Origin of the sequence: Leifsonia sp. PS1209 (genome assembly GCF_012317045.1) — a bacterium.
Lineage (GTDB): Bacteria > Actinomycetota > Actinomycetes > Actinomycetales > Microbacteriaceae > Leifsonia.
The window spans coordinates 3,644,416-3,668,238 of the sequence record NZ_CP051154.1 but is presented as its reverse complement, the minus strand read 5'-3'; the positions used below and the strand labels follow the sequence as shown (position 1 = coordinate 3,668,238).

Genomic DNA, 23,823 nt, shown 5'->3' with positions numbered 1-23,823 from the left:
AATCCCCTTTCGACGGGTACAGCTTATTCGCTCGGTGGCGCGCGGTACGCTCGACGGGTGGATGGGACAGCCGAGCAGACGACGTACGGCGTCGGTCCCTGGCAGGGCGAGTGGCCCGTGGACGAGCATTACGACCGCGACCTGCTGCAGCACGGCGACACCCGCAACGTGATCGACCGCTACCGGTACTGGCGTATGGAAGCCATCGTCGCCGACCTCGACCAGCATCGCCACCCGTTCCATGTCGCCATCGAGAACTGGCAGCACGACATGAACATCGGGTCGATCGTGCGCAGCGCGAACGCGTTCGCCGCGGACACCGTGCACATCATCGGGCGCCGCCGCTGGAACAAGCGCGGCGCGATGGTCACCGACCGCTACCAGCACGTCATGCACCACGACGACGTCGCCGCGTTCGTCGCCTGGGCCCGGGATGCGTCCCTGCCGATCATCGCCATCGACAACGTTCCCGGGTCGGTCATCATCGAGACGTTCGCGTTCCCGAAGGAGTGCGTGCTGCTGTTCGGTCAGGAGGGGCCCGGGCTCTCACCCGAGGCCATCGACGCCGCGGATGCGGTGGTGGAGATCTCGCAGTTCGGCTCGACGCGGTCGATCAACGCGTCTGCTGCCGCGGCGGTCGCGATGCACGCCTGGGTGTTGCAGCACGTGTCGTTCAGCGGTTCTCGCGCCGCCACACCAGCTTGAGCCCCGACCAGTTCGTGTCGACGGCCGCGACCTTCACATCCACGAGCCCACGTTCGATCGCGGCGTTCCTGATGAGGTTCTCGTCGAGGTCGCTCACGTGCCCGGCCGCCTTGCGCGGCCAAGCCGCCCAGAGCATCCCGTCGGGGCGGATGCGCGTGCCGATGTCGTCGAGCTCGGCCAGGAACTCGCCGGCGCCGCGGTAGAAGGCGAGCACCAGCCCGGCCTGGCCATCGTCGTCCTCCGGGAGCCAGACGATGCCGTCCGGCGCGCCGTCGAACGGGATGCGCCACCCGTCGTCGGCGTGCAGCACCTGTGCCGTCATGCCCGGTTTGAGGCCGAGCTTCTTCCACAGTGGGGTGCCGGAGTATCCTGCGGCGTCGCTCATGCGCGCACCGACCATCCCGCGCTGTCGGCGATCCGCTGGATGGCCGCCGGGTCGAGGTCGTAGACCGTCTCGCCGTCGTCCGGCGCTGGTGCGGAGACCAGGTGAGCACGCACCGGCCCGGCGACCGGCAGCTGCACCACCGCGAAGCCGGAACCGCGCACGGCCCGCTCGCGCTCCGGCGCCCACAGCACGTCCGTCGTGTTCGCCACCGCAGGCGCGACCACGACCGGGATGCGCCGAGGTCCCATCTCCGTGACGAGCGAGTGGTGGTAGTGCCCGGCGAGCACGAGGCGCACGTCGGCGGCCGTGCAGAGGTCGATCAGCGCCTCCGGGTCGACCAGGCGCAGCGTCTCGAACAGGCCGGTGGTCGGCGGCACGGGCGGGTGGTGCAGCACCACCACGGTTCCGTGCTCCGCCGGCTCGGCGAGCGCAGCCCGCAGCCGGTCGAACCGGGCGGCGTCGATGCGGCCGTACCCGGCTCCGGCCACAACGGTGTCCACGGTCACGACCCGGAAGCCGTCGACGACGGTGACCGCCTCGCGAGGCCCGAGCACCTGCTCGAACGGCCCGGCCAGATCGTGGTTGCCCATCGCGTAGACCACCCGCGCGTCCCGCTCGGACGCCCACGGCTCGAGCCGCCCGGCCAGCAGCCGGTACGACTCTGCACTCCCGTCGTCGGAGAGATCGCCGGAGGCGACCACCAGGTCGATCGCCTCGATGGTCGCCGCGCGCGCCAGCACCCGGTCGAGCGCCGCCAGCGTGTCCACCAGCCCGTAGTGCAGGCGGCCGTCGCCGTACAGGTGCGTGTCGCTCAGGTGCAGGATGCGCAGGGTCTCGCTCACGCGGACACCATACCGCCTGGCACCGTCACCCGATGAGGCTTGGCCTCAGATCGCGCAGGGTGCGGAAGTGCGTCATCCGGGTCACGCCGATGGCGGAGACCAGCAACGCGATGAGCAGCCACAGGCCGAGCACCCCGGCGTCCGCCAGTGCGGTGGCGGGGTTGCCTCCGTACATCAGCTGCCGGATGCCGTCCACGGCGTACGACATCGGCAGCACGTGGTGCAGTGCGGCGAGTGGTCCAGGCAAGGTCTGCCAGGGGAACGTGCCTCCCGCCGTCACGAGTTGCAGCACCATCAGCACCAGGCCGAGGAACTGGCCGACGCTGCCCAGCCAGACGTTCAGGGCCAGGATGATCGCGGCGAACGTGAGGGAGGCCAGCGCCATCAGCCCGTACATCCCGAGCGGGTTGTCGATGCGGAAGCCGAGCGCGCCGGACACGATGGCGAACAGGCCGATCATCTGCACCGCGCCGAGCAGGCCGGGGGTAAGCCAGCCCGCGAGGGTGATCTTCACCGGGGAGTGCAGTGCCGTGATGGCGCGGCGGGAAACCGGCTTCACGATGAGGAACAGCGCGTAGATGCCGATCCAGCCGGCCAGGGCGACGAAGAACGGCGCGAGGCCGGCCCCGTAGGTTCCCGCAGAGGTGATGGAGTCGTTCTTCAGGTTGACCGGGTCGGCGATGGTCGTCGCCTGCTTCTTCTGCAGGGCGGGGGAGTTGTCCGGGATCTGGCCGACGCCGTCGGTGAGGCCGTCGCGCAGCTTCGCCGTGCCGTCGTGCAGCGTGGTGAGGCCGTCGCGCAACTGGGATGCGCCGGATGCGGCCTGCTTGCTGCCGTCCGCGAGCTGGGCGGCGCCACCGGCGGCCTGCGTGGAGCCGGACGCCACCTGCGACGCTCCGGATGCGACCTGGTCGGCGCCCGCCGCGAGCTGGTTGACCTGCCCGACGAGCGTCTGCACCTGGGTGTTGCCGTCCTGCACCTTGGCGTCGATCTTGCCGAGAGCAGCGGACACCTGGTCGAGCTGCTCCTGCGTCGCTCCGGCCTGCTTCAGCTGGTCGAGCAACTGCTGCCCGACCGCCGGCGCGTCGGCCGCGAGCTGGGCCGCCGCCGTTCCCGCCTGGGTCGCCTTCGCGGCGAGCTGGTCGTTTCCGGCCGCCACCTGGGCGGCGCCGTCGCTCACCTGCGCTGCTCCTCCGGAGAGCTGGGCCAGCGCATCCGACAGCTGTTGCGAGCCCGTCGCCAGCTGGCTGGTGCCGTCGGCGAGAGTGGATGCGCCCGAGCGCGCCGTCTCGCTGCCGTCGACCAGCTGGTTCGCCCCATCCACGGCCGTGACCAGGTTGGAGCGGATGTCGGCGAGACCGAGGAGGAACTGCTCCGCCGCCTGCTGGTTGACCTTCTTGACGATGGAGGTGCGGATCTTCTCCGCGGCCTGCGTGCCGATCGTGGACGCCAGATAGCTGTTGGTGTCGTTGGTGGTGAGCGTCACCGTCGCGCGGTGCGGCGTCTTCGTGGAGGCGGAGGCGAGCGCTTCGGAGAAGTTGGCGGGGAAGGTGATGCTGAAGTCGTACTTCGAGTCGTCGACGCCGCTCGCCGCGGAGCCGGATTCGACCCTGTGCCAGTCGAACGAGCCGTCCCTGATGAGCTCGTCGGCCACGTCGCTCCCGTAGTTGACCGTCTTGCCGTCGTCCGTCGTTCCGCTGTCGTCCATCACGATGGCCGCGGGGATCTTGTTCAGGTTCGCGTACGGGTTCTGGTTGGCCCACAGGTACAGCCCGCCGTAGAGCACGGGGACGCACATGAGCGCGATGAGCGCCACGATCGACATCGGGCTGGCGGTGAGGCGACGGAACTCCGCCGCGATCATCTGGGGGATCTTCATTCGGCTTCCTCCGCGCGGTCGGTGCCGCGCTGTTCGAGTGCTGGGGCGACGATGAGGTCGGGCAGCTCGTCGGTGTCGTCGCGTCCAGGGTCTTCGTCGAAGGTGCTGGCGGGGCCCTGCGTGGCCGTCTCGCCCATCCGGGAGATCATGCCGGACGCCGCGATGGCGGCAGCGGAGGCGTCGCCGGCCACGACGAGCACGGCGATGTCGCGGGCCGCGATCCGGCGTGCGAGCTCCCACCACTCGTTCGGGTCGCCGCCGTGCCGGTCCGGCGACGTGATGACGAGCCCCTCCACACCCTGACGCATCAGCGCGAGCTCGGCCAGCAACCGGATGCGCACGGTCGGCGGCACGGTGCCGATCGCGAACCGCGCCCACTCTGACGCGCCCAGCTCGTTCAGTCTCCTGTTGACGGCGATGGGGTTGGATGCGCGCCCGGCGAACATCAGCTCCTCCGCCACGATCCCGGCGACCGTCACGTCGGCGGCGGGCTCGCACACATCCGGTGCGTCGATGAGGGCGATGCGCTTGCGCATGGCGGAGTAGTCGCTGGCGCCGTCGATGGTGACGGTTCCGGCGTCCGGGCGCATCCGGCCGGATGCGATCAGTCCGAGCACGGTCGGCCGCTGCTCGGTCTCCGCCCTGGCGAGCGTCACCTCTCCGGTCTGGAACGTCGCGGAGGTCGGGGGCAGGGCGGCGTTGTGCGCGCCCTTGGCGACGCGATCGAGCACGATCTTCATGCTGTGACCTCCTGGAAGGCGAGTTCGGGGGTTTCGGCGATGAGGGCGCCGGCTTCGCGCCAGCTCAGACCGGCTGCGCTGAGTCCGGCGAGCATCACGAGCCTGTGTCCTTCGCTGTTGGTGAGCTTGGCGCGCATCGCCTCGTCGAGCACGGAGACGGCGGCGTTCTCGATGAGTCTGGTGACGGTCTCGAGGTCGAGATCTGTGCGCAGCTGCTCCGTTGCCATGCCGCGGCGCACGGTGTCGCGCAGCCGCTCGCGGGCCGGGTCGAGCGCTGCGCCGACGATCTCGCGGTGCGGGCCGCGAACGGCGAGGGCTGCGCTGACGCGCACGTGCTCGACCTCGGCCCAGAGGGTCGCGCCGAACAGTGCGATCTCGACCCGCGCATCCGGATGGGAGACGGGGTCGAGCAATGCTGCGAGGCGGGCTGCCCCGCGTGTGAAGACGTCGACGAGCAGGTCGTCCCTGGTGGCGAAGTGGCCGTAGATGGCCCGGCGGCTGAGGCCGGCGCGGGCGGCGATGGTCTCGAGCGAGGCGTCGATGTCCTCGTTGAGCGCGGCGGCCGCCGCGGCGATAATCGCCTCCCTGTTCGCTGCTGCGTCGCGCCGAGGAGCGCGGGTCGTGGAGGAAGGCATGCATTGGATACTACTCTTCTTGCACACGACTGTGCAAGATAATGGCGCGATAGGATCGAGTGCGACGGTCAGCCCGATGGGCACCGGCGCGCACATCCCATCGAGAGGACCGAAAAGTGCCCGCGATCGTGATCATCGGCGCCCAGTGGGGCGACGAAGGCAAAGGCAAAGCGACCGACCTCCTCGGCAGCCGCATCGACTACGTCGTCAAGTTCAACGGGGGCAACAACGCCGGCCACACGGTCGTCGTCGGCAGCGAGAAGTACGCGCTGCACCTGCTCCCCTCCGGCATCCTGACCGAGGGCGTCACGCCCGTCATCTCCAACGGCGTCGTCGTCGACATCGAGGTGCTGTTCGAGGAGCTGGACGGGCTGATCGCCCGCGGCGTCGACGTCTCCCGCCTCAAAGTCAGCTCGAACGCGCACGTCATCACGTCCTACCACCGCACGATCGACAAGGTCACGGAGCGCTTCCTCGGCAAGCGCCAGATCGGCACGACCGGCCGCGGCATCGGCCCGACGTACGCCGACAAGATCAATCGCGTCGGCATTCGCATCCAGGACCTGTTCGACGAGAACATCCTGCGCCAGAAGGTGGAGGGCGCCCTCGACCAGAAGAACCACCTGCTGGTCAAGGTCTACAACCGCCGGGCCATCAGCGTGGACGAGGTGGTCGAGCAGCTGCTCGGCTACGCGGAGCGCCTGCGCCCGATGGTCGTCGACAGCTCCCTGCTGCTGCACCAGGCCCTCGAAGACGGCAAGTACGTCCTGTTCGAGGGCGGCCAGGCCACGATGCTGGATGTCGACCACGGCACGTACCCGTTCGTCACCTCCTCCAACTCCACTGCCGGAGGAGCGGCGACGGGATCCGGCATCGGCCCGAACCGCATCGACCGCGTCATCGCCATCGTGAAGGCGTACACCACCCGCGTCGGCGCAGGGCCGTTCCCGACCGAGCTGTTCGACGAGTGGGGCGAGTTCCTGCGCGAGCGCGGCTTCGAGTTCGGCACCACCACGGGCCGTCCGCGCCGGACCGGCTGGTACGACGCTCCCGTCGCCCGCTACACGGCGCGCATCAACGGCGTCACCGACTTCGTGCTCACCAAGCTGGACACGCTCACCGGCATCGAGCGCATCCCGGTCTGCGTCGCGTACGACGTCGACGGCGTGCGCCACGACGAGGTGCCTGCGTCGCAGAGCGACTTCCACCACGCGGTGCCGATTTACGAGGAGTTCCCCGGCTGGACCGAGGACATCAGCGGAGCGCGCACCTTCGACGACCTGCCGAAGAACGCCCAGGACTACGTGATCGCGCTGGAGAAGCTGTCCGGCGCCCGCATCTCGGCGATCGGCGTCGGGCCGGCGCGCGACGAGATCGTCGTGCGGCACGACCTGGTCGACTGACGGAGGCGTGCTCAGCGACCGCTGAGCGCGTGCAGCAGCGGGAGCAGTGCATCCGGAGCTGCTGCCGTCGCCGGCGTGAAGAACTCGGTGTCCGCCGACTCGACCGACTGGATCGCCGAGGCCGCCACGGCTCGTCCCGCCTCTGTCACGTGCAGCACTTTGGCGCGTGAGTCCGCCGGGTCCTGCTCGCGGTCGATCAGCCCTTTCGCGATCAGGCGGCGGACCACCTCGGAGGTCATCCGCGCATCCGACCCTGTGAACTCGGACAGCCGCGCCTGGTTGGGCCGTTCGTCCGTGCCGTTCAGCCACCACGTGGATGCCAGGATGACGAACTGCGCGTGCGTCAGGTCGAGCGGCGTGAGCGCGTCGGCCATCGCGCGCTGCCAGCGCAGGGTGGCGTGCCAGAGCAGGAAGCCGGGACTCGTGGTCGGACCCTCGGGAAAGTCGGTCATGCTCTGCGCGCCGCCTGCTCGAACAGGGCGGCCATCGACTCGGGGAAGTCGTCGCTGATCTGCGGGCCGAGCTCGGGACCGACCTCGTCGGCGCCCGGGCCGGTGATGTCGAGGCGGTGTGTGACGCGCGTGCCGGTCGGGGTGTCGACGAGCGTATGGCGGAAGGTGAGGACGATGTCGCCGAACTCGGTGCGGTCGGCATAGGTCTCCGTCTCGACCAGGTCGACGATGGTCGAGCGGAACGGGTCCTGGCCGACGGGGGTGATGGTGAGCTCGGTTCCGACGGCGAACGGGCCGTCGAGCTCGAACGCGTCGGCGCCCTCGTAAGTGAGGTCTCCGGTGTGCAGGTCGCGCAGTGCGGCCCAGACGGCGTCGCGGGAGAGCGTGGTCTCCGCGATGTGCTCGGTGCTCCACATGATCGTGCCTTTCTGTCTAGGTGTAGATGATCTATGCGTAGAGAATATGCCTGACGGGCGACCTGCGCAAGACCCGGGGCGCACCTCCTCTCCATCCGGAGGATGACGCACCGCCGCCCAGGATGAGGCCCGCGGCCGATGTGCCTGGCGCGGCACACGGAGACGATGGATGCATGACCTCCCTTCCCAGCGCCCAGCAGCATCCCAGCGTCCAGCGGCATCCCGCCCTCTCCGCCATCGGACTCACCAAGGCGTACGGCACGGCCGTCGCGCTCGCCGGAGTCGACTTCCGGCTCAACGTGGGTGACTCCGTGGCGATCATGGGCGCATCCGGCTCTGGCAAGACCACGCTCCTGCACGTGCTCGCCGGCATCGTGCGGCCGGACGAGGGGAGCGTCACCTTCGCCACCCCGCACGGCCCGCTCGACGTGACGGCGCTCGGCGAGAAGGAGCGATCGCGGCTGCGGAGGGAGGCGTTCGGGTTCGTCTTCCAGCAGGGCTTCCTGCTGCCCGAGCTGACCGTGATCGAGAACGTGGCCCTCCCGCTGATGCTCGGCGGCGCCGCTCGCTCGGTGGCCGAGCAGAACGCCGCAGGCTGGCTCGCCGCCCTCGGTCTCGCCGGCTTCGAGGCACGCCGCATCGGCCAGCTGTCCGGGGGGCAGGCGCAGCGGGTGGCCATCGCGCGCGCCCAGGTGACCGGAGCATCCGTGGTCTTCGCCGACGAGCCGACCGGGGCACTCGACTCGCACACGTCCGTCGAGGTGATGGATGCGCTGATCGGCTCGACCACCGGCCGCGGCCGGTCGCTCGTGGTCGTCACCCACGACGAGGAGGTCGCCGCCCGCTGCTCCCGGGTGCTGCGGCTCGCCGACGGCTGCATCGTCGACGAGGCGGTCACCCGATGAACACCCTCAGACTGGCCTGGCTGCTCGGCCGTCGCTCCGCCACAGACCGGGCGACCATCGTGCTCCCCGTCGTCGCCTTCGCCGTGGTCACCGCCCTGCTGCTCGTCGTCGCGGGCGGCGCCCAGGCGTTCTTCTCCTGGACGGACGAGACGGCCTTCCTCTACCAGCTGCTCGCCGTGGTCGCCCTCGCGCTGCTGATCGTGCCGCTGGTGGCGCTCGGCGGCTCTGCGGCGAGGCTCTCCGCCCGCCGTAGGGACGACAGGCTCGCCAGCCTGCGCCTGCTCGGCGCGACGCCGGGCACCGTCACCGCCCTGACCGTCATCGAGTCGACCGTGCTCGCGCTGGTCGGTGCGCTCGCCGGGGTGGTGATCTCGCTCGGCGCCGTGCCGCTGGTGGGGCTCATCCCGTTCCGCGGGGAGCCGCTCGGCGCTGCTGCGGTGTTCCTGCATCCACTGCTCGTCGTGCTCGTGGTGGTCGCCGTCGGGGCGCTCGCCGCGGTCAGCGCCGTGGTCGGGCTGCGCGGCGTCATCCTGTCGCCGCTCGGAGTCCGCACCAGGCAGACGGCGCCCAGGATGCACTGGGTGCGCGTGGTGGTCGGCCTGGCGGTGGTCGCCGTGACGTTCGTGGCGATGTACATCGTGCAGCTGGTCTCCGGCTTCGGCGTGATCCTGACGATCCTGGCCGTCGGGTTCGGCGGCACCATCGCGGTGCTCAACCTGGTGGGACCGTGGGTGATCAGACTGGTCGCCTCCGGTCAGGCCAAGCGTGCGGGAACGGTGACGAAACTGCTCGCCGCCCGCGGCATCCTGGAGTCGCCCAAGGCGGCCTGGCGGCAGGTGTCCGGTGTCGCGATGACCAGCTTCATGGCCGTCTTCGCGGGGGTCGGGGTCGCCCTGCTCGGCGTCGCGGCCGACAGCGGGAAGGCGGACGCCGCATCCCTGCAGCTGTTCGCGGACATCCGCACCGGCGTCATCATCACGGTGGTCGCGTCGTTCCTCATGGTGGCCTGCTCGGTCGGCGTGAACCAGGCGTCGGCGGTGCTCGACCGCAGGGCCGTGTACGTCAGCCTCGACAGGCTCGGGATGCCCGTGGAGACGATGAACGCCGCCCGCTCCCGCGCCGTACTCTCCCCGCTCCGCATCACGACGATCGGCTCTGCGGTGACGGCGGCGGTCGTGATCTTCCCGCTCGCGGAGATCAGCCTGATCGTGGCGCCCGCCAGCATCCTGATGATCGCCGGCTGCCTGGCCGCCGGGATCCTGCTGGTCTGGCTCGGCCTGCGCGCAACGCGGCCGGTGCTGACGCGGGTGCTTGCCGACCCGTCGCCGTCGCTGTAGCCGCGCGGGCCGGCGCGGGCCAGTGGTATACAGCCCTGTCGGATAAAGTCGGAGGATGGGTCAGAACGAGGACGCCGCCGCAGCGATCGAGCGGCTGCACAGCATCCGGCAGAGCATCGACAACATCGACGCGGCGGTGGTGCACATGCTCGCCGAACGGTTCAAGTTCACGCAGCAGGTCGGCGCGCTGAAAGCGGAGCACGGGCTCCCCGCCGCCGATCCGGAGCGTGAGCGCGAGCAGATCCAGCGCCTGCGCGCGCTCGCCGAGGAGAGCCACCTCGACCCCGCGTTCGCCGAGAAGTTCCTCAACTTCATCGTCGCCGAAGTCATCCACCACCACGAACGGATCGCCACCGAGAGCGCCAAGTGACCTGGCACCCGGAGGCCGTGCCTGACGCGCACGGCAACACGGTCGTGGTCACCGGCGCGAACGCCGGAGTCGGCTACTTCGCGAGCGAACAGCTCGCCGCAGCAGGAGCGCACGTCGTGCTCGCCTGCCGCAGCCAGGAACGGGCGGAGGCGGCCGTGTCCGCGATCCGTCGCCGCGTGCCGGGTGCGAGCGTCGAAGCGACACCGCTCGACGTCTCCGACCACGCTTCGGTCGCCGGGGCCGCCGCCGCGCTGCTGGAACGGGAGCGGCTGGACGTGCTGCTCCTCAACGCCGGCATCGTGCACGCACCCGCCGACCGGGCAGTGGATGCGCGGGGCAACGAACTCGTCCTCTCCACCAACGTGCTCGGCCACTTCCAGCTGACGGCGCTCGCCCTGCCAGTGCTCGAACGCACCCCGGGAGCGAGAATCGTGACCCTCGGCTCCCTGGCAACGCTGCTCGCCCGCTTCCCGCTCGACGACCTGCAGCTCGACGGTTCGTACACGTCGTGGAAGGCGTACGCGCAATCGAAGATCGCCGCGCAGGTCTTCGGCTTCGAACTCGACCGCCGGCTGCGCGCCGCCGGTGCGGACATCGCGAGTGTCGTCGTGCATCCCGGATACTCGACCTCTGGCCGCACCCCGGGCATCCGGGGCGTCAACCAGCCGTCGAAGGTGAAGCGCTTCGCGGACAACCTGCAGGCGGCCTGGACGCAGGGCAAAGATCACGGCGCCTGGGTTCCGGTGCGCGCGGCATTGGACCCGGAGGTGCGCGGCGGCGACTTCCTCGGCCCGCGCTGGGTGACCAAGGGCGTGCCGGCTCGCGCGCTCGCGACGCCGACCACGCGCGACCGGGCGGTCGGCGAGCGGGTGTGGGCGCTGCTGGAGGAGTACTCGGGGCAGCGGTTCCCGCTGGGGCGGTAGCCACCCATTACACCCACCCCTCCCGCACCCCTCCCAGCGCCCGTTCAGAGCGCTGCTGTGTGCTGAAGGCATGGATATCGCTTACACCGCAATCGCGCACGCCACTGGTGGGGGACGGGACGGCCACGTCCGCAGCGAGGACGACCTCCTCGACTTCGACACGCGTCCGCCGAAGGAGCTGGGCGGCTCCGGCGAGGGGACCAACCCGGAGCAGCTGTTCGCCGCCGGGTACGCTGCGTGCTTCCTCAGCGCCATCCATGCCGCCGGGCGCAGCGAGAAGCTGGACACCACGGACGCCTCCGTGTCGTCGAGCGTCGGCATCGGGGCGAACGGGGACGGCGGGTTCGGGCTCGCGGTCGAGCTCGACGTCTACATCCCGCGCGTCGGTCGTGAGCAGGCCGATCTGCTCGCGGAGAAGGCGCACCAGCTCTGCCCGTACTCGAATGCCACCCGCGGGAACATCCCGGTGAAGGTCACGATCGTCGAATAGGCGACGCGCGCCTCAGTTCGTCGCGACTCTGCCGACCTTCTCGGTCTTGTCCCAGCGCGCCTCGACGTGGGCGAGCTCCTTGAGGTAGGAGTCGAACGTGATCGCGCACAGCAGCGAACCGTATCCGGCCAGGTAGATCAGCGCGGGCGCCAGCCAGCGGCCCGCGCGCGTGCGGTCCGCCTTGCGGGCGAGCCACGCGACGACCATCGAGAACGGGATCCAGATGTAGATGGCGAGCGTCAGCCAGAACAGCGCCGGGCCGTCCAGTGTGGCGCCGAACAGGCCGGGCAGCCAGACCAGCATCACCTTCGGGAACAGCGCCGTCAGCATCACCAGGATGTTGACGATGCCGGGGAACAGCAGGATCTGGCCCAGCTCGCGTTTGCTGGTCTTCGCATCCGTCAGCGAGCCCAGGATCAGGATGAACAGGTAGGCGAGGGCCGCGGAGATCCAGAGCACGCGGAAGACGTTCGTGGCGAACTCGGCCTGCAGGAACAGCAGCCCGGCCAGGCCGATCGACGACACGATCATGATGAGCGGCAGCAGCCACAGGCTGAACCAGACGATGCCGAACGTCCACGCGCCGAGGTGGTGGGTGCCGCTCGGGCGGAACCAGATGTTCTTGTAGCGCGCCGTCACCGTCACGTTGCCGCGTGCCCAGCGCAGCCGCTGCTTCCACAGGGCGTCGACCGACCGCGGCTCCTCCGCGAGGACGTGCGCGTGCGGCTCGAACACCACCGTGCGGCCCTTGAGCTGCGTCTCGAACGTGGTGATCGTGTCCTCCGCGAGCGATGACGTGTCGATCTGACTGCCGATGGCGAGCAGGTTCTCGCGCGTGTGCAGCTGCGCGCCGCCCGCCAGGCAGGCCTGCGCGCCGAGCACGTTCTGGGCGCGGCGCGCTGCCGGCTGCGACAGCACGTATTCGACGCCGATGAACTTGGTCAGGTAGTTGCGGTCGCTGCTGCCCTCGCGGATGTACGCGGAGACGGCGCCCACCTCCGGGTCGGCGAAGTGGCGGGTCATCTTGCGCAGCGAGTCCGGGAGGTAGATGACGTCGGCGTCCATGATCAGGAGGGCCTCCATCCAGTCGTCCTTGAGGATCTCCCGGATGCCGTGGTTCAGCGTGTGCGCCTTGCCCTCGCCGCCCTTGTCGCGGCGCAGCAGCACCACGTTGCCCGGGTAGAGGGCCTCCTTCTCGCGCACCACATCCGGGGTCAGGTCGGTGCTCGCGTCGTCGACGACGAAGATGCGGAGCGCCTCGCGCGGGTAGTCGAGCTTCATCAGCCGGTCGATGGATGCGCCGATCACCGCGCCCTCGTTCCAGGCCGGCACCACGATGGCGACGCGCGGGAGGTACGGCTTGGCCTTGCCGTAGTGGTTGATGAAGGCGTGGAACGGGATGACGACGAACGTCGCCGCTGCTGCGATGACCGGGATGAGGCCGGTCAGCGCCAGGATCAGGCAGACCCAGACGCCGATCGATTGCAATACAGCCACCACGTCCATGAATGCCTCCCCTTCGACGGCCAACGATACCAACAGGAGACAGACCGGTCGGGATGCGGGATGCATGCGGGATGCATGCGGGATGCATGCGGGATGCTGCGCCATGTCCGATTCGTGCGAGCGGACGTCGGCGGGGACCGATAGCGTCAGACCGTGAAGGTCGCACTGCAGTTCATCGCCATGGGTCTCGTCTGGGGAGCCAGCTTCCTGTTCATGAAGGTAGGGCTCGAGGGTGTGAGCTTCGGGCAGGTGGTGTGGGCGCGCCTGGTCTTCGGCGCGGTGACGCTGGCGGTGATCGCGATCATCACCAAGAGCAGGCTGCCGCGCGAGCCGATCGTGTGGCTGCACTTCCTGGTGGTGGCGATCACGTACTGCGTCATCCCGTACCTGCTGTTCGCCTGGGCGGAGCAGTACGTCTCGTCGAGCCTGGCGAGCATCTACAACGCGGTCACGCCGATCACCACGGCCATCCTGGTCACGGCGGCGTTCCGGGTGGAGAAGCTGAACCGCGACCAGGTGCTCGGGGTGCTGATCGGCGTGCTCGGCGTGGTGATCGTGGTCGGCCCGTGGCAGATCGCTGCCCTGTCCGGCAGCGTCTGGGGGCAGCTCGCCTGTCTCGGCGCGGTCACCTGCTACGGCTTCAGCTTCGGCTACATCCGCCGGTTCATCAGCCACAGGGCGATGCCGGCGACGACCATCGCCGTGATGAACATCGGAGTCGCGGCGGCCATCATGCTCGTGCTGACGCCGGTGATCGCCTGGGGTCCGATCACGTTCAGCTGGCCGGTGCTGCTCAGTCTGCTCGCGCTCGGCGCGCTCGGCACGGGCGTCGTCTACATCTGGAACATGAACGTGCTGCGCGCGTGGGGTCCGACGGCGACCTCCGGGGTGACGTACGTGACGCCGGTGGTCGGGGTGGCGCTGGGCATCCTGGTGCTCGGCGAGACGCTCAGCTGGAACGAGCCGGTGGGCGCCGTGGTGGTGCTCGCGGGCATCCTGCTGACGCAGCAGCGGGTGCGGCTGTTCACGCGCAGGCAGGCCGAACTCGTGGACGAGCCGGCCTAGCCGGCCGCGCTACGCGACGACCGGGCCGAAGTGCTCGGGGAGGGTCGAGCGGTGGGTGCCGCGCAGCTCCTCGAGGCCGACGGTGAACAGGTCCTGCACTTCGAGCACCGGCTGCGCGCCGACCTCGGCGTCGGTGACGCCGATGCGCAGTGCGGGGATGCCGCGTCCGTCGCAGAGGCCACGGAACTTCACGTCGTCTTCGCGCGGGACGGAGACGAGAACGCGTCCGGTGGACTCGCTGAACAGGGCGGTCGCCGCATCCACGCCGTCGCGCTCCATGATCTCGGTGAGCCACACGCGGGCGCCGACGCCGAAGCGCATGACCGACTCGGCGAGAGCCTGCGCGAGGCCGCCGTCGGAGAGGTCGTGCGCGGAGGCGACCAGGCTCTCCAGCGAGGCGGCGTGCAGCAGCTCCGCCAGGTTGCGCTCACCGGCGAGGTCGACCACCGGCGGGCGTCCGCCGAGGTGGCCGTGCACCGTGCCGGCCCAGGCCGAGCCGTCCAGCTCTTCGCGGGTGACGCCGAGCAGGTAGATGTTGTCGCCCTCGTCCTGCCACCCGCTCGGGATGCGGCGGGCCACGTCGTCGATGACGCCGAGCACACCGACCACCGGGGTCGGGAAAATCGGCTTGGTGCCGGTCTGGTTGTAGAACGACACGTTGCCGCCGGTGACCGGGATCTCGAGTTCGAGGCAGGCGTCCGACAGGCCCTCGACGGCCTGCGAGAACTGCCACATGACCTCGGGGTTCTCCGGGCTGCCGAAGTTGAGGCAGTCGGTGACGGCGGCGGGCACAGCACCGGACGACGCGACGTTGCGGTACGCCTCGGCCAGCGCCAGCACGGCGCCCTGCTTCGGGTCGAGCTGGCAGTATCGGCCGTTCGCGTCGGTGGCGATGGCGAAGCCGAGTCCGCTCTCCTCGTCGACGCGGATCATGCCGGCGTCGTCCGGGAAGGCGAGGGCGGTGTTGCCGCCGACGAAGTAGTCGTACTGGTCGGTGATCCAGCCCTTGTCGGCCAGGTTCGCGCTGCCGAGCAGGGCGAGGAACTGGTCGCGCAGCTCGTCGCCGCCGGCCGGGCGGGAGAGGCGCGAGGCGCTGTCGGCCTGCAGGGCGTCGATCCACGCCGGGTAGGCGACGGGACGCTCGTAGACCGGGCCGTCGACGGCGACGGTGCGCGGCTCGACGTTGACGATCTCCTCGCCGTGCCAGTTGATGACGAGGCGGCCGGTGTCGGTGACCTCGCCGAGCACGCTGGTCTCGACGTCCCACTTCGCAGTGACCGCGAGGAACGCATCCAGCAGCTCCGGCTTGACGACGGCCATCATGCGCTCCTGGCTCTCCGACATGAGGATCTCCTCAGCGGTGAGCGTCGGGTCGCGCAGCAGCACCTTCTCGAGCTCGATGAACATGCCGCCGTCGCCGTTCGACGCCAGCTCGCTCGTCGCGCAGGAGATGCCCGCAGCGCCCAGGTCCTGGATGCCCTCGACCAGCTTGTCGCGGAACAGCTCCAGGCAGCACTCGATGAGCACCTTCTCGGCGAACGGGTCGCCGACCTGCACGGCAGGACGCTTGGTGGGGCCGCCGGCCGAGAACGTGTCTGACGCCAGGATGCTCGCACCGCCGATGCCGTCGCCGCCCGTGCGGGCACCGAACAGGACGACCTTGTTGCCGAGGCCGGACGCGTTGGCGAGGTGCAGGTCTTCGTGGCGGAGGACGCCGACGGAGAGGGCGTTCACCAGCGGGTTGCCCTGGTATACCGGGTCGAAGTACGTCTCGCCGCCGATGTTCGGCAGGCCGAGGCAGTTGCCGTAGAACGAGATGCCGGAGACGACGCCGTGCACGACGCGCGCGGTGTCCGGGTTGTCGATGGCGCCGAACCGCAGCTGGTCCATGACCGCCACCGGACGCGCGCCCATCGAGATGATGTCGCGGACGATGCCGCCGACACCGGTCGCAGCGCCCTGGAACGGCTCGATGTACGAGGGGTGGTTGTGCGACTCGACCTTGAAGGTGACCGCCCAGCCCTCGCCGACATCCACGACGCCCGCGTTCTCGCCCATCCCGACCATGAGGTTCTTCTTCATGGCGGGGGTGACCTTCTGCCCGAACTGGCGCAGGTACATCTTCGACGACTTGTACGAGCAGTGCTCCGACCACATGACGGAGTACATGGCGAGCTCGCCGCTCGTCGGACGCCGGCCCAGGATCTCCCGGATGCGCGCGTACTCGTCCTCCTTCAGGCCGAGCGCCGCATACGGCTGCTCGCGCTCGGGAGTGGCGATCGCATTCTCGACGGTGTCGACGACGTGCGTGGTGGTGGTGTCGGTCACGCTGGCACTCCAAAGAGGGGAGACGGTGGCGGGGATGCGACCAGTCTACCGGGGGTGGAGGGGTGCGGAGGGCGGGGTGGCCGGGGGCCGTCGATCGCTCCGGCGGTGAGGCGCTAGCCGCGGGAGCCGGTCTCTGCGGCGGCGGCGCTGTTCGACTTCTCACCGTCGCGGCTGACCGTCGCCCGCAGCAGGTTGTTGAGCCCGGCGAACGTCGCTGCGCCGCTCAGCACGAGGAGCTCGACCGGCAGGTGCGTCGTGAACGCCCCGATCAGGAGGGTCAGCGCGCCGACCAGGAAAGCGAAAGACGACCAGCCGGCACGATGCATGGACTCAGCGTTCCACCTCGGTGCGGCGAAAGCAATCGACGCACGGAGTGGGCCGCCGGGATGCCTGCACGCACTCAGCTCAGTTTCGGCGGGCCGATCATCAGCAGCGTGCCCATGATCGCGGCGATGAGGACGACCAGCGTGACAGCGAGCACGGGGACGTGGTTGAGCATCCACCGGAACAGGCGGCCGATGGCGGTGTGGTCGCGCGGGTCGTCGGTGGGGGTGGTGCGCCAGCGGCCGTGGAGGCGGCCGGTGCGGTCGGCCCACAGGTCGAACGGGATGGTGGCGTACGGCACGATCGCCGATGCCACCGCCACGACGATGACCGGGATGCGCCACCGCTGGTTCACGCCGACCAGCACGGAGGCGACGGCGTAACTGATGAACACCAGACCGTGGACGGACCCGGCGACGAGCACCGGCCAGTCGCCGACCTTCGCCACGTACTTGAGCAGCATCCCGGCGATCAGCAGGGTCCAGGTGATCGCCTCAGCGATCGCGAGCGTCCGGTACAGCACACGAGGGGTCATGCTTCCAGCCTGACGGCTCGGCGTGCATCCCGAATCGTCCGAAAGTTGGAAAGCTCCCTGGTGCTGTTTACGCCTCGACGAGGGTGGAGCGGATGACCGAAGTGAAGAAGGTGAGACCGTCGATGCCGGAACGCATCGCGGCATCGGTGTCCGGGCCGAAACCGGGCTCGACCGCGTGCTCGGGGTGCGGCATGAGGCCGACCACGTTGCCGCGCTCATTGCGGACGCCGGCGATGTCGTCGAGCGAGCCGTTCGGGTTGACGCCCTTATAACGGAACACGACCAGGCCTTCGCCCTCGAGGCGCTTCAGCTCCTCGGCGGACGCGATGAAGCCGCCCTCGCCGTTCTTCAACGGAATGACGATCTCCTGGCCGGCCTCGAATCCGCTCGTCCACGGGGTGTCGGCGTTCTCGACCGTGAGGTGCTGGTCGCGGCGGATGAAGTTGCCGTGATCGTTGCGGATCAGGCCGCCGGAGACGAGGTGCGCCTCCGCGAGCATCTGGAAGCCGTTGCAGATGCCGAGCACGGGCATGCCCTTGCCTGCGGCATCCACGACCTCGGTCATGATCGGCGAGAGGCTGGCGATGGCGCCGCAGCGCAGGTAGTCGCCGTAGCTGAAACCGCCAGGAAGGACGAGGGCGTCGACGCCGTGCAGGTCGTGCTCGCCGTGCCAGAGGGCGACCGGCTCTGCACCGGCCAGACGGATCGCACGCAGGGCGTCGCGGTCGTCGAGGGAGCCGGGGAAGGTGACGACGCCGATGCGCATCAGGCGTCGACCTCTGCGGGGTAGTGGATGCCGACGACGTCTTCGATCACGGAGTTCGACAGGATCTCGCCCGCGATCTCCTCGACCGCGGCGCGCGTGGCGTCGTCGATCGGTCCGTCGACGGTCAGCTCGAACCGCTTGCCGACGCGGACGCCGGTGAACTGGCCCTTACCGGTGCGCGCGAGAGCGCCGGCGACGGCCTTGCCCTGCGGGTCGAGCAGTTCGGCTTTCGGCATGACTTCTACAACGATCGTTGGCAAGGCTTCACTCCGCTCGCGTGGTCCGGGGGATGCCACGATTCTACCGTGCTGCGGCGCGCTCATTCGCGCGGGCGGGCGGAGGCGCCGTCTGGTCGGGCGCCGCGACGGCGGCCGCGTAGGAGATGGCGACCGGTTCGAGTCGTGCGCGCAGGGCGGCGAAGGTGACGGAGGCGGCTGCGCCCGGCCAGTCGGACGGCAGAGCGGCGAGCGGCAGCCCGGGATCGAGGTAGGGGATCACGCGCCACTCGTCGAGGGCGCGCACCCAGCGGGCGAAGGCGTCGCGGGGGGTCGTGTCTGAAGTCGGGTCCGGGTCGGCCACCGGATGCGCGTGGCGCGCCAGAAACCCGTCGTACGCGGCGCGGATCGCCTCCAGGTCGTACCAGCGCGGCAGCGCGTCCGAGAGGTTCCCGAGCGCGATGGCGTGAGTGAACAGGACGGCCTGGTCGCGCATCCCGAGCTCGTCGATGGTCTCGGAGAGTTCGGCCTCGAGTCTGGCGGGCGCGATCCAGAGGCCGTCGGCGACGGTGCCGCAGCCGAGCGCGGAGAGACGGCGGCGCAGCTGGTGGCGGCGTGCGCGCTGGTGCTCGGGGAGGGAGAACGAGACAAGGCACCAGGAGGCCGGAGCCTCGGCATCCACCGGGGTGAAGATGCGGGCGTCCCCGCGCTCCAGCATGGGGAACGCGCCCGGGTCGAGCGCGTAGCCGGCCGCGTCGCCGAGCGACCGGCGCTCCAGCACGCCTCGCGCGCACAGCCTGGCGAGGCTGGACCGGGCCGTGCTGGCCGGGATGCCCAGGGCGCCGAGCAGGTCGACGGCCCCGGATGCGCTCATCCAGCCACCGATCGGGCGTAGCACGCTGCCGACGATGGTGCGGAGGAGCGCCGTGGAACTGCCGGTGCTCGCTTCGAGGTCTTCGCGCGGAGTGTCCGGTGGTGGTGTGCCTGCTTTCGCTGTCACTGCCGCCGTCGGCAGGTCAGTCATGCGTGAGCTCGCCGAGCGCATCCCGCACGGCGACGATTCCCCGGTACGTTTCCTCGAAGCTCGTGCTCAGGGGGGAGAGGCCGAGGCGGAGGCCGTCCGGGTCGCGGTAGTCGGGGATCACGTCGCGCTCCCACAGCATCGCGGTCACCTGACGCATCGCCGGATGGTCGAGGGTCACGTGCCCGCCCCTCCGCTCGGCGTCGCGCGGGCTGACCACGGTGACGCCGAGCGGCGCGAGCCACTCGTCGGCCACGGCGATGGCGAACTCGGTCAGCGCGACCGACTTGGTGCGCACGGCGTCGATCCCGCACTCGGCGATCATCGCGATGGTGTCCTGCATGGCGAGCATCCCGACGATCGGAGGCGTCCCGCTGATGAACCGCCGGATGCTCGGGGCCGGCTGATACTCCGGACCCATCGCGAACATGTCGGCGGTGCCCATCCAGCCCTGGATCGGCTGGACCAGACTGTCCTGCAACCCGGCACGCACGTAGCCGAAGGCCGGAGCGCCGGGGCCGCCGTTCAGATACTTGTACGTGCAGCCGGCCGCCAGGTCGACGCCCCAGGCGTCGAGTTCGACCGGCACGGAGCCCGCCGAGTGACAGAGGTCCCAAAGCACGAGAGCGCCGGCGTCGTGGGCGATGCGCGTGATCGTCGGCACGTCGGCGAGGAACCCGGAGCGGTACGCGACCTGACTCAGCACCACGAGCGCGGTCTGCGGCCCGACGACGGCGGCGACCTGCTCGGGGGTGACGCCCGCGTGCGTGTCCGCCTCGATCCAGACCAGGGTGAGGCCGCGCTCGCGCGCGATCCCGTCGAGCACGTAGCGGTCGGTGGGGAAGTTGTCGGTGTCGAGCACGATCTCGGTGCGCCCTGGCTGCGCATCCACTGCCGCGCGGGCCAGCTTGTAGAGGATGACGGTGGTCGAGTCGCCGACGAACGTCTGCCCGGGCGCCGCCCCGACCACGGAACGGCCGATGGCGTCGCCGATGGTGAACGGCAGTTCGAGCCACTCTTCATCCCAGCCGCGGATCAGCCGCCCGCCCCAGCCGTCGAGCAGGAAACGGTGGATGCGCTCGACGCTCGCCCGCGTCGGACGTCCCAGCGAGTTGCCGTCGAGGTAGGCGACCACGCTGCTGGTGTCGTCGTCGATGCCCGCGAACCGGGTGCGGAATGCGGCGAGCGGGTCGGCGGCGTCGAGGGCGCGTGCCGTGGCGAGCGGGTCGGGGATGGCGCTCGGGTCGGCGAAGTCGGACGGGGTGGATGGGGTGGGGAGGTCGGCGGCGGTGAACGGGGGCGGGGTGGGTGTGCCGGGGGAGCCCGGGGTGGGTGCGGTCTGGTCGGTCATGCGGGCTCCTGGGTGTGGGTGCGGAGGGATGCGACGGTGCAGCCGCGAGCGGTGGCGAGCCACGCGGGGACGCGGGAGGGAGTGCCGGGGGTGGGGGCGGTGAGCGGCGGGAGGACGGTCGGGAGCCACGCGAAGCGGGGGCCGATGAGGTCGGTGGGAGAGGTGGGGGTGTGCGCTTCGGCGGCCGACGGTGCGGGCGCTGTGCCCGCGGGGGCTGTGGCGATCGACGTCAGCAGTGCTGCGTCGTCCAGCCCGCAGTCGGAGAGCGCTTCGAGCTCGCGCTGGTTGACGCCCACCGGGAGCGGGCCGTTTCCAAGGTCGGTGCCGTAGAGCATCCGGCCGCCCAGGGCGACGAAGCGCCGGATGTTGTCCTGCGCGACCGCGAAGTCGGCCGTCGGCGTTCCCCAGCCGTGGATGTCGATGGTCGACACCCAGGACATCCCGGCGTCGACGGCACGCACGAGGTCGTCGTCGGCGACGCGTTCGGAGAACGGTGCGTGCGCGAGCTGATCGGCGCCGGCGGCGATGGCGCGGGCCACCTGACCCTCGCCCTGCGCGTGGACCGTGACGGGGACTCCGGCGGCCGCTGCCTCCTCCACAATCGCGGCGAGCGTGGAGTTATCCACGGTTGTTCCCGCGTCGGAGTTGAGGGCGACTTTGATGCGAGAGGCTCCCAGCATGACTTGTTTACGAACCGCATCCCGCGCAGCACTCGGCCCCGTCAACTCGGCGCTCGACCCGGGAGGTCCCCAGCCCGCGTTGACCGGGTATCCGCCCGGAGAGGTGAGGAGAGCCCCGGCGATCGCAACCGCCGGCCGGTCGAGATCGCCGTCCAGCCAGGTGGATGCGACTTCGGGGATCCAGCCGAGATCGACGGCGTCGGTGATGCCGGCGGCGAAGAGCGCGCGCTGGTCGGTGAGGCCGAGGTGCGTGTGGTGGTCGGTGAGGTGCGGGATGAGGGCGCCGCCGAGGTGGATGGGGGTGGGTTCCGCGGGCGTGGGGGTGGGTGCTGCGACCGCGGATGGCGCCGCGGGGGTGGCCCTGGCGGGTGTGTCAGTGACGGCGCGCAGCAGGTCGCCGTCGACCTCGTAGGTGGCGGGGCCGCGGAAGGCGTGGCCGTCCCAGACCGTGTCGAACGTGTACCTCTGCGCGGTCGGGGTCATTGCGGGGCGCCGATCTCGGTGCGCACGGCGAACAGTTCGGGGAAGAAGGTGAGTTCGAGGGCTTTCTGCAGGAAGCCGACGCCGGTCGAGCCTCCTGTGCCCGTCTTCATGCCGATCGTGCGCTGCACGGTCTTGAGGTGGCGAAAGCGCCAGAGTTGGAAGTTGTCCTCCAGGTCGACGAGTTCTTCGCAAGCCTCGTACTCCGCCCAGTTGTCCGAGGCGTTCTCGTAGATGCCGCGGAAGACAGGGACGAGTTCGGGAGTGAAGACGTATGCCTCCGTCACGTCGCGGTCGAGCACGGATTCGGGCACGGCGAACCCTGCCCTGGCCAGGTAGCGCAGGAACTCGTCGTAGATGCTGGGCGCTTCCAGCAGCTGGGCGAGGAGGGCGTGCGCGACGGGGTCGTTCTCGAAGACGCTGAGCATCCGGCGGTTCTTGTTGCCGAGCACGAACTCGACGGCCCGGTACTGGTACGACTGGAAGCCGGACGAGTTGCCGAGGAAGCCGCGGAATTCGGCGTACTCGGTGGGCGTCAGCGTGGCGAGCACCGACCACTGCTCGGTGAGGGTCCTCTGGATGTGCTTGACGCGGGCGATGCGCTTCAGCGCGGGGGCCAGCTGGTCGGCGCGGAGGAGGTCGCGGGCCGACTCGAGTTCGTGGAGGACGAGCTTCAGCCAGAGCTCCGTCGTCTGGTGCTGGATGATGAACAGCAGCTCGTCGTGATGCTCAGGCATGCTCACCGGTTTCTGGGCGCTGAGCAGGGTTGCCAGGTCGAGATAGGAGCCGTACGACATCCGCTTTCGGAAGTCGGTGACGATCCCCGGATCGAACGCGCGCGTGTTGTCGTCGACGGTCATGCTGCAATATTGCACCGGTCGTCACGAAACTGCAACAGGTGGATGCGCGGGCCCGCCGATATCGGCGAGAGGGTCGAGCGTGCCGGGCCCGCCGATCCGCCTCCGCGCGTTCATCGAGCCGTAACCGGAGGTTGCCGGGCGCGTCGCATGGCGACCGTACCGTTCCAACGTCCCACAGCAGCGCCGTCCGGCGCAGATGCCTCAGACCACGCACCACACCAGGAAGGTCTTCGATGAAACTGTCCATCTCCAAGACGCTCGCCGTCGGCGCAGCGCTCGTCCTCTCCCTCGGCCTCGCCGCCTGCACCGGGTCCGCGAACGCCAGCTCGACCGACGGCGCATCGTCCGGCGCGTCGGCCGCGACCTTCGCGAAGGACTCGAGCACGCTCGTCTTCGGTGTCGTTCCCGACACCGTGAACACGCAGTCCAACTACCAGCCGATCGCCGACTACATCGCGAAGATCACCGGCAAGAAGGTCGAGTACCGCGAGTCGAGCGACTACACCGCGCTGATCCAGGCGGCCATCGCCGGGCAGATCGACGTGGCCAGCTTCTCCGGGTTCACCTACGTCACCGCGACCAACGGCGGCGCCAAGATCACACCGTTCGCGTCGATCATCACCAAGGAAGGGCAGAAGCCCGGCTACTACTCCGAGGCCGTCGTGCCGGAGAAGTCGTCGATCACCAAGCTCGAAGAGTTCAAGGGCAAGAAGGTCTGCTTCGTCGACCCGAGCTCGACCTCCGGCTACCTCTTCCCCACCTACAACCTGCTGAAGGCCGGAATCGACCCGGCCAAGGACATCACGCCGGTGTTCGCGGGCAAGCACGACGCGTCCGCGCTGAAGGTCTCGCAGGGGGCTGAGTGCGACGCCGGCTTCGCTGAGGACTCCGCCGTCGAAGCGCAGCCCGGCCTCAAGGTCGTCGCCAAGACGATGGTCCCCGGCGCTCCGATGGTGTTCTCCAACACCCTCCCGGAGGAGATCAAGAAGGACCTCAGCGACAAGCTCTCGTCCGTGACGATCGCCGACATCCAGAAGGCCGGAATCAAGAACGCGGACTCGGACGGCTTCAAGGCGACCTTCTTCGCCTTCAGCCCGGTCGACGACAAGTACTACGACCAGATCCGCGACATCTGCAAGGTCACCAAGGCCGCGCAGTGCGAGGTCAAGTAACGCACGAGCGCTGACGCGCACGAACGCTGACGCACCAC

Annotated in this window: 26 protein-coding genes; 9 read left to right on the top strand and 17 right to left on the bottom strand. The window is 69.7% G+C overall.

The features are described from left to right. Positions 1-57: 57 nt before the first annotated feature. Entirely contained in the window at positions 58-705 is a 648-nt protein-coding gene (locus HF024_RS17520; RefSeq protein WP_168690439.1) for an RNA methyltransferase, read from the top strand. On the opposite strand, the gene HF024_RS17515 is transcribed toward HF024_RS17520, so the two are convergent. The 5 genes from HF024_RS17515 to HF024_RS17495 are packed head-to-tail and all read right to left on the bottom strand — an operon-like array spanning position 674 to position 5,186. Then, positions 674-1,090 (bottom strand): DUF3052 family protein, encoded by a 417-nt coding sequence (locus HF024_RS17515; protein WP_210723977.1) that lies wholly within the window; start codon positions 1,088-1,090, stop codon positions 674-676. The two genes, HF024_RS17520 and HF024_RS17515, sit on opposite strands and share 32 nt — an antisense overlap. Beyond that, a complete protein-coding gene (locus HF024_RS17510) occupies positions 1,087-1,932 on the bottom strand; it encodes a metallophosphoesterase (protein ID WP_168690437.1) in 846 nt (281 codons plus the stop codon). Before HF024_RS17510 ends, HF024_RS17515 begins: the two co-directional genes overlap by 4 nt. 25 nt (positions 1,933-1,957) lie before the next feature. Beyond that, entirely contained in the window at positions 1,958-3,811 is a 1,854-nt protein-coding gene (locus HF024_RS17505; protein ID WP_168690436.1) for a YhgE/Pip domain-containing protein, read from the bottom strand. Next, entirely contained in the window at positions 3,808-4,551 is a 744-nt protein-coding gene (locus HF024_RS17500) for a hypothetical protein (RefSeq protein WP_085371364.1), read from the bottom strand. The genes HF024_RS17505 and HF024_RS17500 overlap by 4 nt, the downstream gene beginning before the upstream one ends. Then, a complete protein-coding gene (locus tag HF024_RS17495) occupies positions 4,548-5,186 on the bottom strand; it encodes a TetR/AcrR family transcriptional regulator (protein WP_168690435.1) in 639 nt (212 codons plus the stop codon). Before HF024_RS17495 ends, HF024_RS17500 begins: the two co-directional genes overlap by 4 nt. Positions 5,187-5,302: 116 nt before the next feature. On the opposite strand from HF024_RS17495, the gene HF024_RS17490 reads away from it, so the two are divergent. Further along, complete coding sequence (locus tag HF024_RS17490; RefSeq protein ID WP_085371362.1) at positions 5,303-6,589, top strand: adenylosuccinate synthase; 1,287 nt, start codon at positions 5,303-5,305, stop codon at positions 6,587-6,589. 11 nt (positions 6,590-6,600) lie between these two features. Here the strand turns inward: HF024_RS17490 and HF024_RS17485 are convergent, their stop codons facing one another. Next, positions 6,601-7,041: a MarR family transcriptional regulator gene (locus tag HF024_RS17485; RefSeq protein WP_168690434.1), complete on the bottom strand. Its 441-nt coding sequence runs from the start codon at positions 7,039-7,041 to the stop codon at positions 6,601-6,603. Continuing rightward, positions 7,038-7,457: a polyketide cyclase gene (locus tag HF024_RS17480; protein ID WP_168690433.1), complete on the bottom strand. Its 420-nt coding sequence runs from the start codon at positions 7,455-7,457 to the stop codon at positions 7,038-7,040. The genes HF024_RS17485 and HF024_RS17480 overlap by 4 nt, the downstream gene beginning before the upstream one ends. A gap of 173 nt (positions 7,458-7,630) precedes the next feature. Here HF024_RS17480 and HF024_RS17475 point away from each other — a divergent pair, with 173 nt between their 5' ends. The 5 genes from HF024_RS17475 (at position 7,631) to HF024_RS17455 (ending at position 11,482) form a co-directional block, all read left to right on the top strand. Then, complete coding sequence (locus tag HF024_RS17475) at positions 7,631-8,362, top strand: ABC transporter ATP-binding protein (RefSeq protein ID WP_168690432.1); 732 nt, start codon at positions 7,631-7,633, stop codon at positions 8,360-8,362. Then, positions 8,359-9,699 carry an FtsX-like permease family protein gene (locus HF024_RS17470; RefSeq protein ID WP_168690431.1) on the top strand — a complete coding sequence of 447 codons (1,341 nt, stop codon included), beginning with the start codon at positions 8,359-8,361 and terminating at the stop codon, positions 9,697-9,699. The genes HF024_RS17475 and HF024_RS17470 overlap by 4 nt, the downstream gene beginning before the upstream one ends. 55 nt (positions 9,700-9,754) lie before the next feature. Continuing rightward, on the top strand, positions 9,755-10,069 hold the full coding sequence (locus tag HF024_RS17465) for a chorismate mutase (protein ID WP_085371357.1): 315 nt from the start codon (positions 9,755-9,757) through the stop codon (positions 10,067-10,069). Next, positions 10,066-10,992: an SDR family NAD(P)-dependent oxidoreductase gene (locus HF024_RS17460; RefSeq protein ID WP_168690430.1), complete on the top strand. Its 927-nt coding sequence runs from the start codon at positions 10,066-10,068 to the stop codon at positions 10,990-10,992. Before HF024_RS17465 ends, HF024_RS17460 begins: the two co-directional genes overlap by 4 nt. Before the next feature lie 70 nt (positions 10,993-11,062). Next, positions 11,063-11,482, top strand: coding sequence for an organic hydroperoxide resistance protein (locus HF024_RS17455; RefSeq protein WP_085371355.1), 420 nt, complete (start codon positions 11,063-11,065; stop codon positions 11,480-11,482). A gap of 12 nt (positions 11,483-11,494) precedes the next feature. Here HF024_RS17455 and HF024_RS17450 read toward each other — a convergent pair whose 3' ends face one another. Further along, positions 11,495-12,988, bottom strand: coding sequence for a glycosyltransferase (locus HF024_RS17450; RefSeq protein ID WP_168690429.1), 1,494 nt, complete (start codon positions 12,986-12,988; stop codon positions 11,495-11,497). Between the two features lie 153 nt (positions 12,989-13,141). Here HF024_RS17450 and HF024_RS17445 point away from each other — a divergent pair, with 153 nt between their 5' ends. Beyond that, positions 13,142-14,053 carry a DMT family transporter gene (locus tag HF024_RS17445; RefSeq protein WP_168690428.1) on the top strand — a complete coding sequence of 304 codons (912 nt, stop codon included), beginning with the start codon at positions 13,142-13,144 and terminating at the stop codon, positions 14,051-14,053. 9 nt (positions 14,054-14,062) lie between these two features. On the opposite strand, the gene purL is transcribed toward HF024_RS17445, so the two are convergent. From purL to kynA, 9 genes are all read right to left on the bottom strand, one after another. Then, the gene (purL, locus tag HF024_RS17440) at positions 14,063-16,381 is read right to left on the bottom strand and encodes a phosphoribosylformylglycinamidine synthase subunit PurL (protein ID WP_085371352.1); all 2,319 of its coding nucleotides are present in this window, start codon (positions 16,379-16,381) and stop codon (positions 14,063-14,065) included. A 113-nt stretch (positions 16,382-16,494) separates the two neighbouring features. Beyond that, a complete protein-coding gene (locus tag HF024_RS17435) occupies positions 16,495-16,707 on the bottom strand; it encodes a hypothetical protein (protein WP_168690427.1) in 213 nt (70 codons plus the stop codon). A gap of 74 nt (positions 16,708-16,781) precedes the next feature. After that, on the bottom strand, positions 16,782-17,240 hold the full coding sequence (locus tag HF024_RS17430) for a DUF3817 domain-containing protein (RefSeq protein WP_168690426.1): 459 nt from the start codon (positions 17,238-17,240) through the stop codon (positions 16,782-16,784). A gap of 67 nt (positions 17,241-17,307) precedes the next feature. Next, positions 17,308-18,006, bottom strand: coding sequence for a phosphoribosylformylglycinamidine synthase subunit PurQ (purQ, locus tag HF024_RS17425; protein ID WP_085371445.1), 699 nt, complete (start codon positions 18,004-18,006; stop codon positions 17,308-17,310). Further along, the gene (locus HF024_RS17420; protein WP_055898292.1) at positions 18,006-18,266 is read right to left on the bottom strand and encodes a phosphoribosylformylglycinamidine synthase subunit PurS; all 261 of its coding nucleotides are present in this window, start codon (positions 18,264-18,266) and stop codon (positions 18,006-18,008) included. The genes purQ and HF024_RS17420 overlap by 1 nt, the downstream gene beginning before the upstream one ends. A 40-nt stretch (positions 18,267-18,306) precedes the next feature. Next, complete coding sequence (locus HF024_RS17415; RefSeq protein WP_168690425.1) at positions 18,307-19,245, bottom strand: PaaX family transcriptional regulator C-terminal domain-containing protein; 939 nt, start codon at positions 19,243-19,245, stop codon at positions 18,307-18,309. After that, complete coding sequence (locus HF024_RS17410; protein WP_168690424.1) at positions 19,238-20,593, bottom strand: aminotransferase class V-fold PLP-dependent enzyme; 1,356 nt, start codon at positions 20,591-20,593, stop codon at positions 19,238-19,240. The genes HF024_RS17415 and HF024_RS17410 overlap by 8 nt, the downstream gene beginning before the upstream one ends. After that, complete coding sequence (locus HF024_RS17405; RefSeq protein WP_168690423.1) at positions 20,590-21,756, bottom strand: hypothetical protein; 1,167 nt, start codon at positions 21,754-21,756, stop codon at positions 20,590-20,592. Before HF024_RS17405 ends, HF024_RS17410 begins: the two co-directional genes overlap by 4 nt. Continuing rightward, complete coding sequence (gene kynA, locus HF024_RS17400; protein ID WP_168690422.1) at positions 21,753-22,613, bottom strand: tryptophan 2,3-dioxygenase; 861 nt, start codon at positions 22,611-22,613, stop codon at positions 21,753-21,755. Before kynA ends, HF024_RS17405 begins: the two co-directional genes overlap by 4 nt. A gap of 233 nt (positions 22,614-22,846) precedes the next feature. On the opposite strand from kynA, the gene HF024_RS17395 reads away from it, so the two are divergent. Continuing rightward, the gene (locus HF024_RS17395; RefSeq protein WP_168690421.1) at positions 22,847-23,785 is read left to right on the top strand and encodes a phosphate/phosphite/phosphonate ABC transporter substrate-binding protein; all 939 of its coding nucleotides are present in this window, start codon (positions 22,847-22,849) and stop codon (positions 23,783-23,785) included. Positions 23,786-23,823 lie beyond the last annotated feature (38 nt).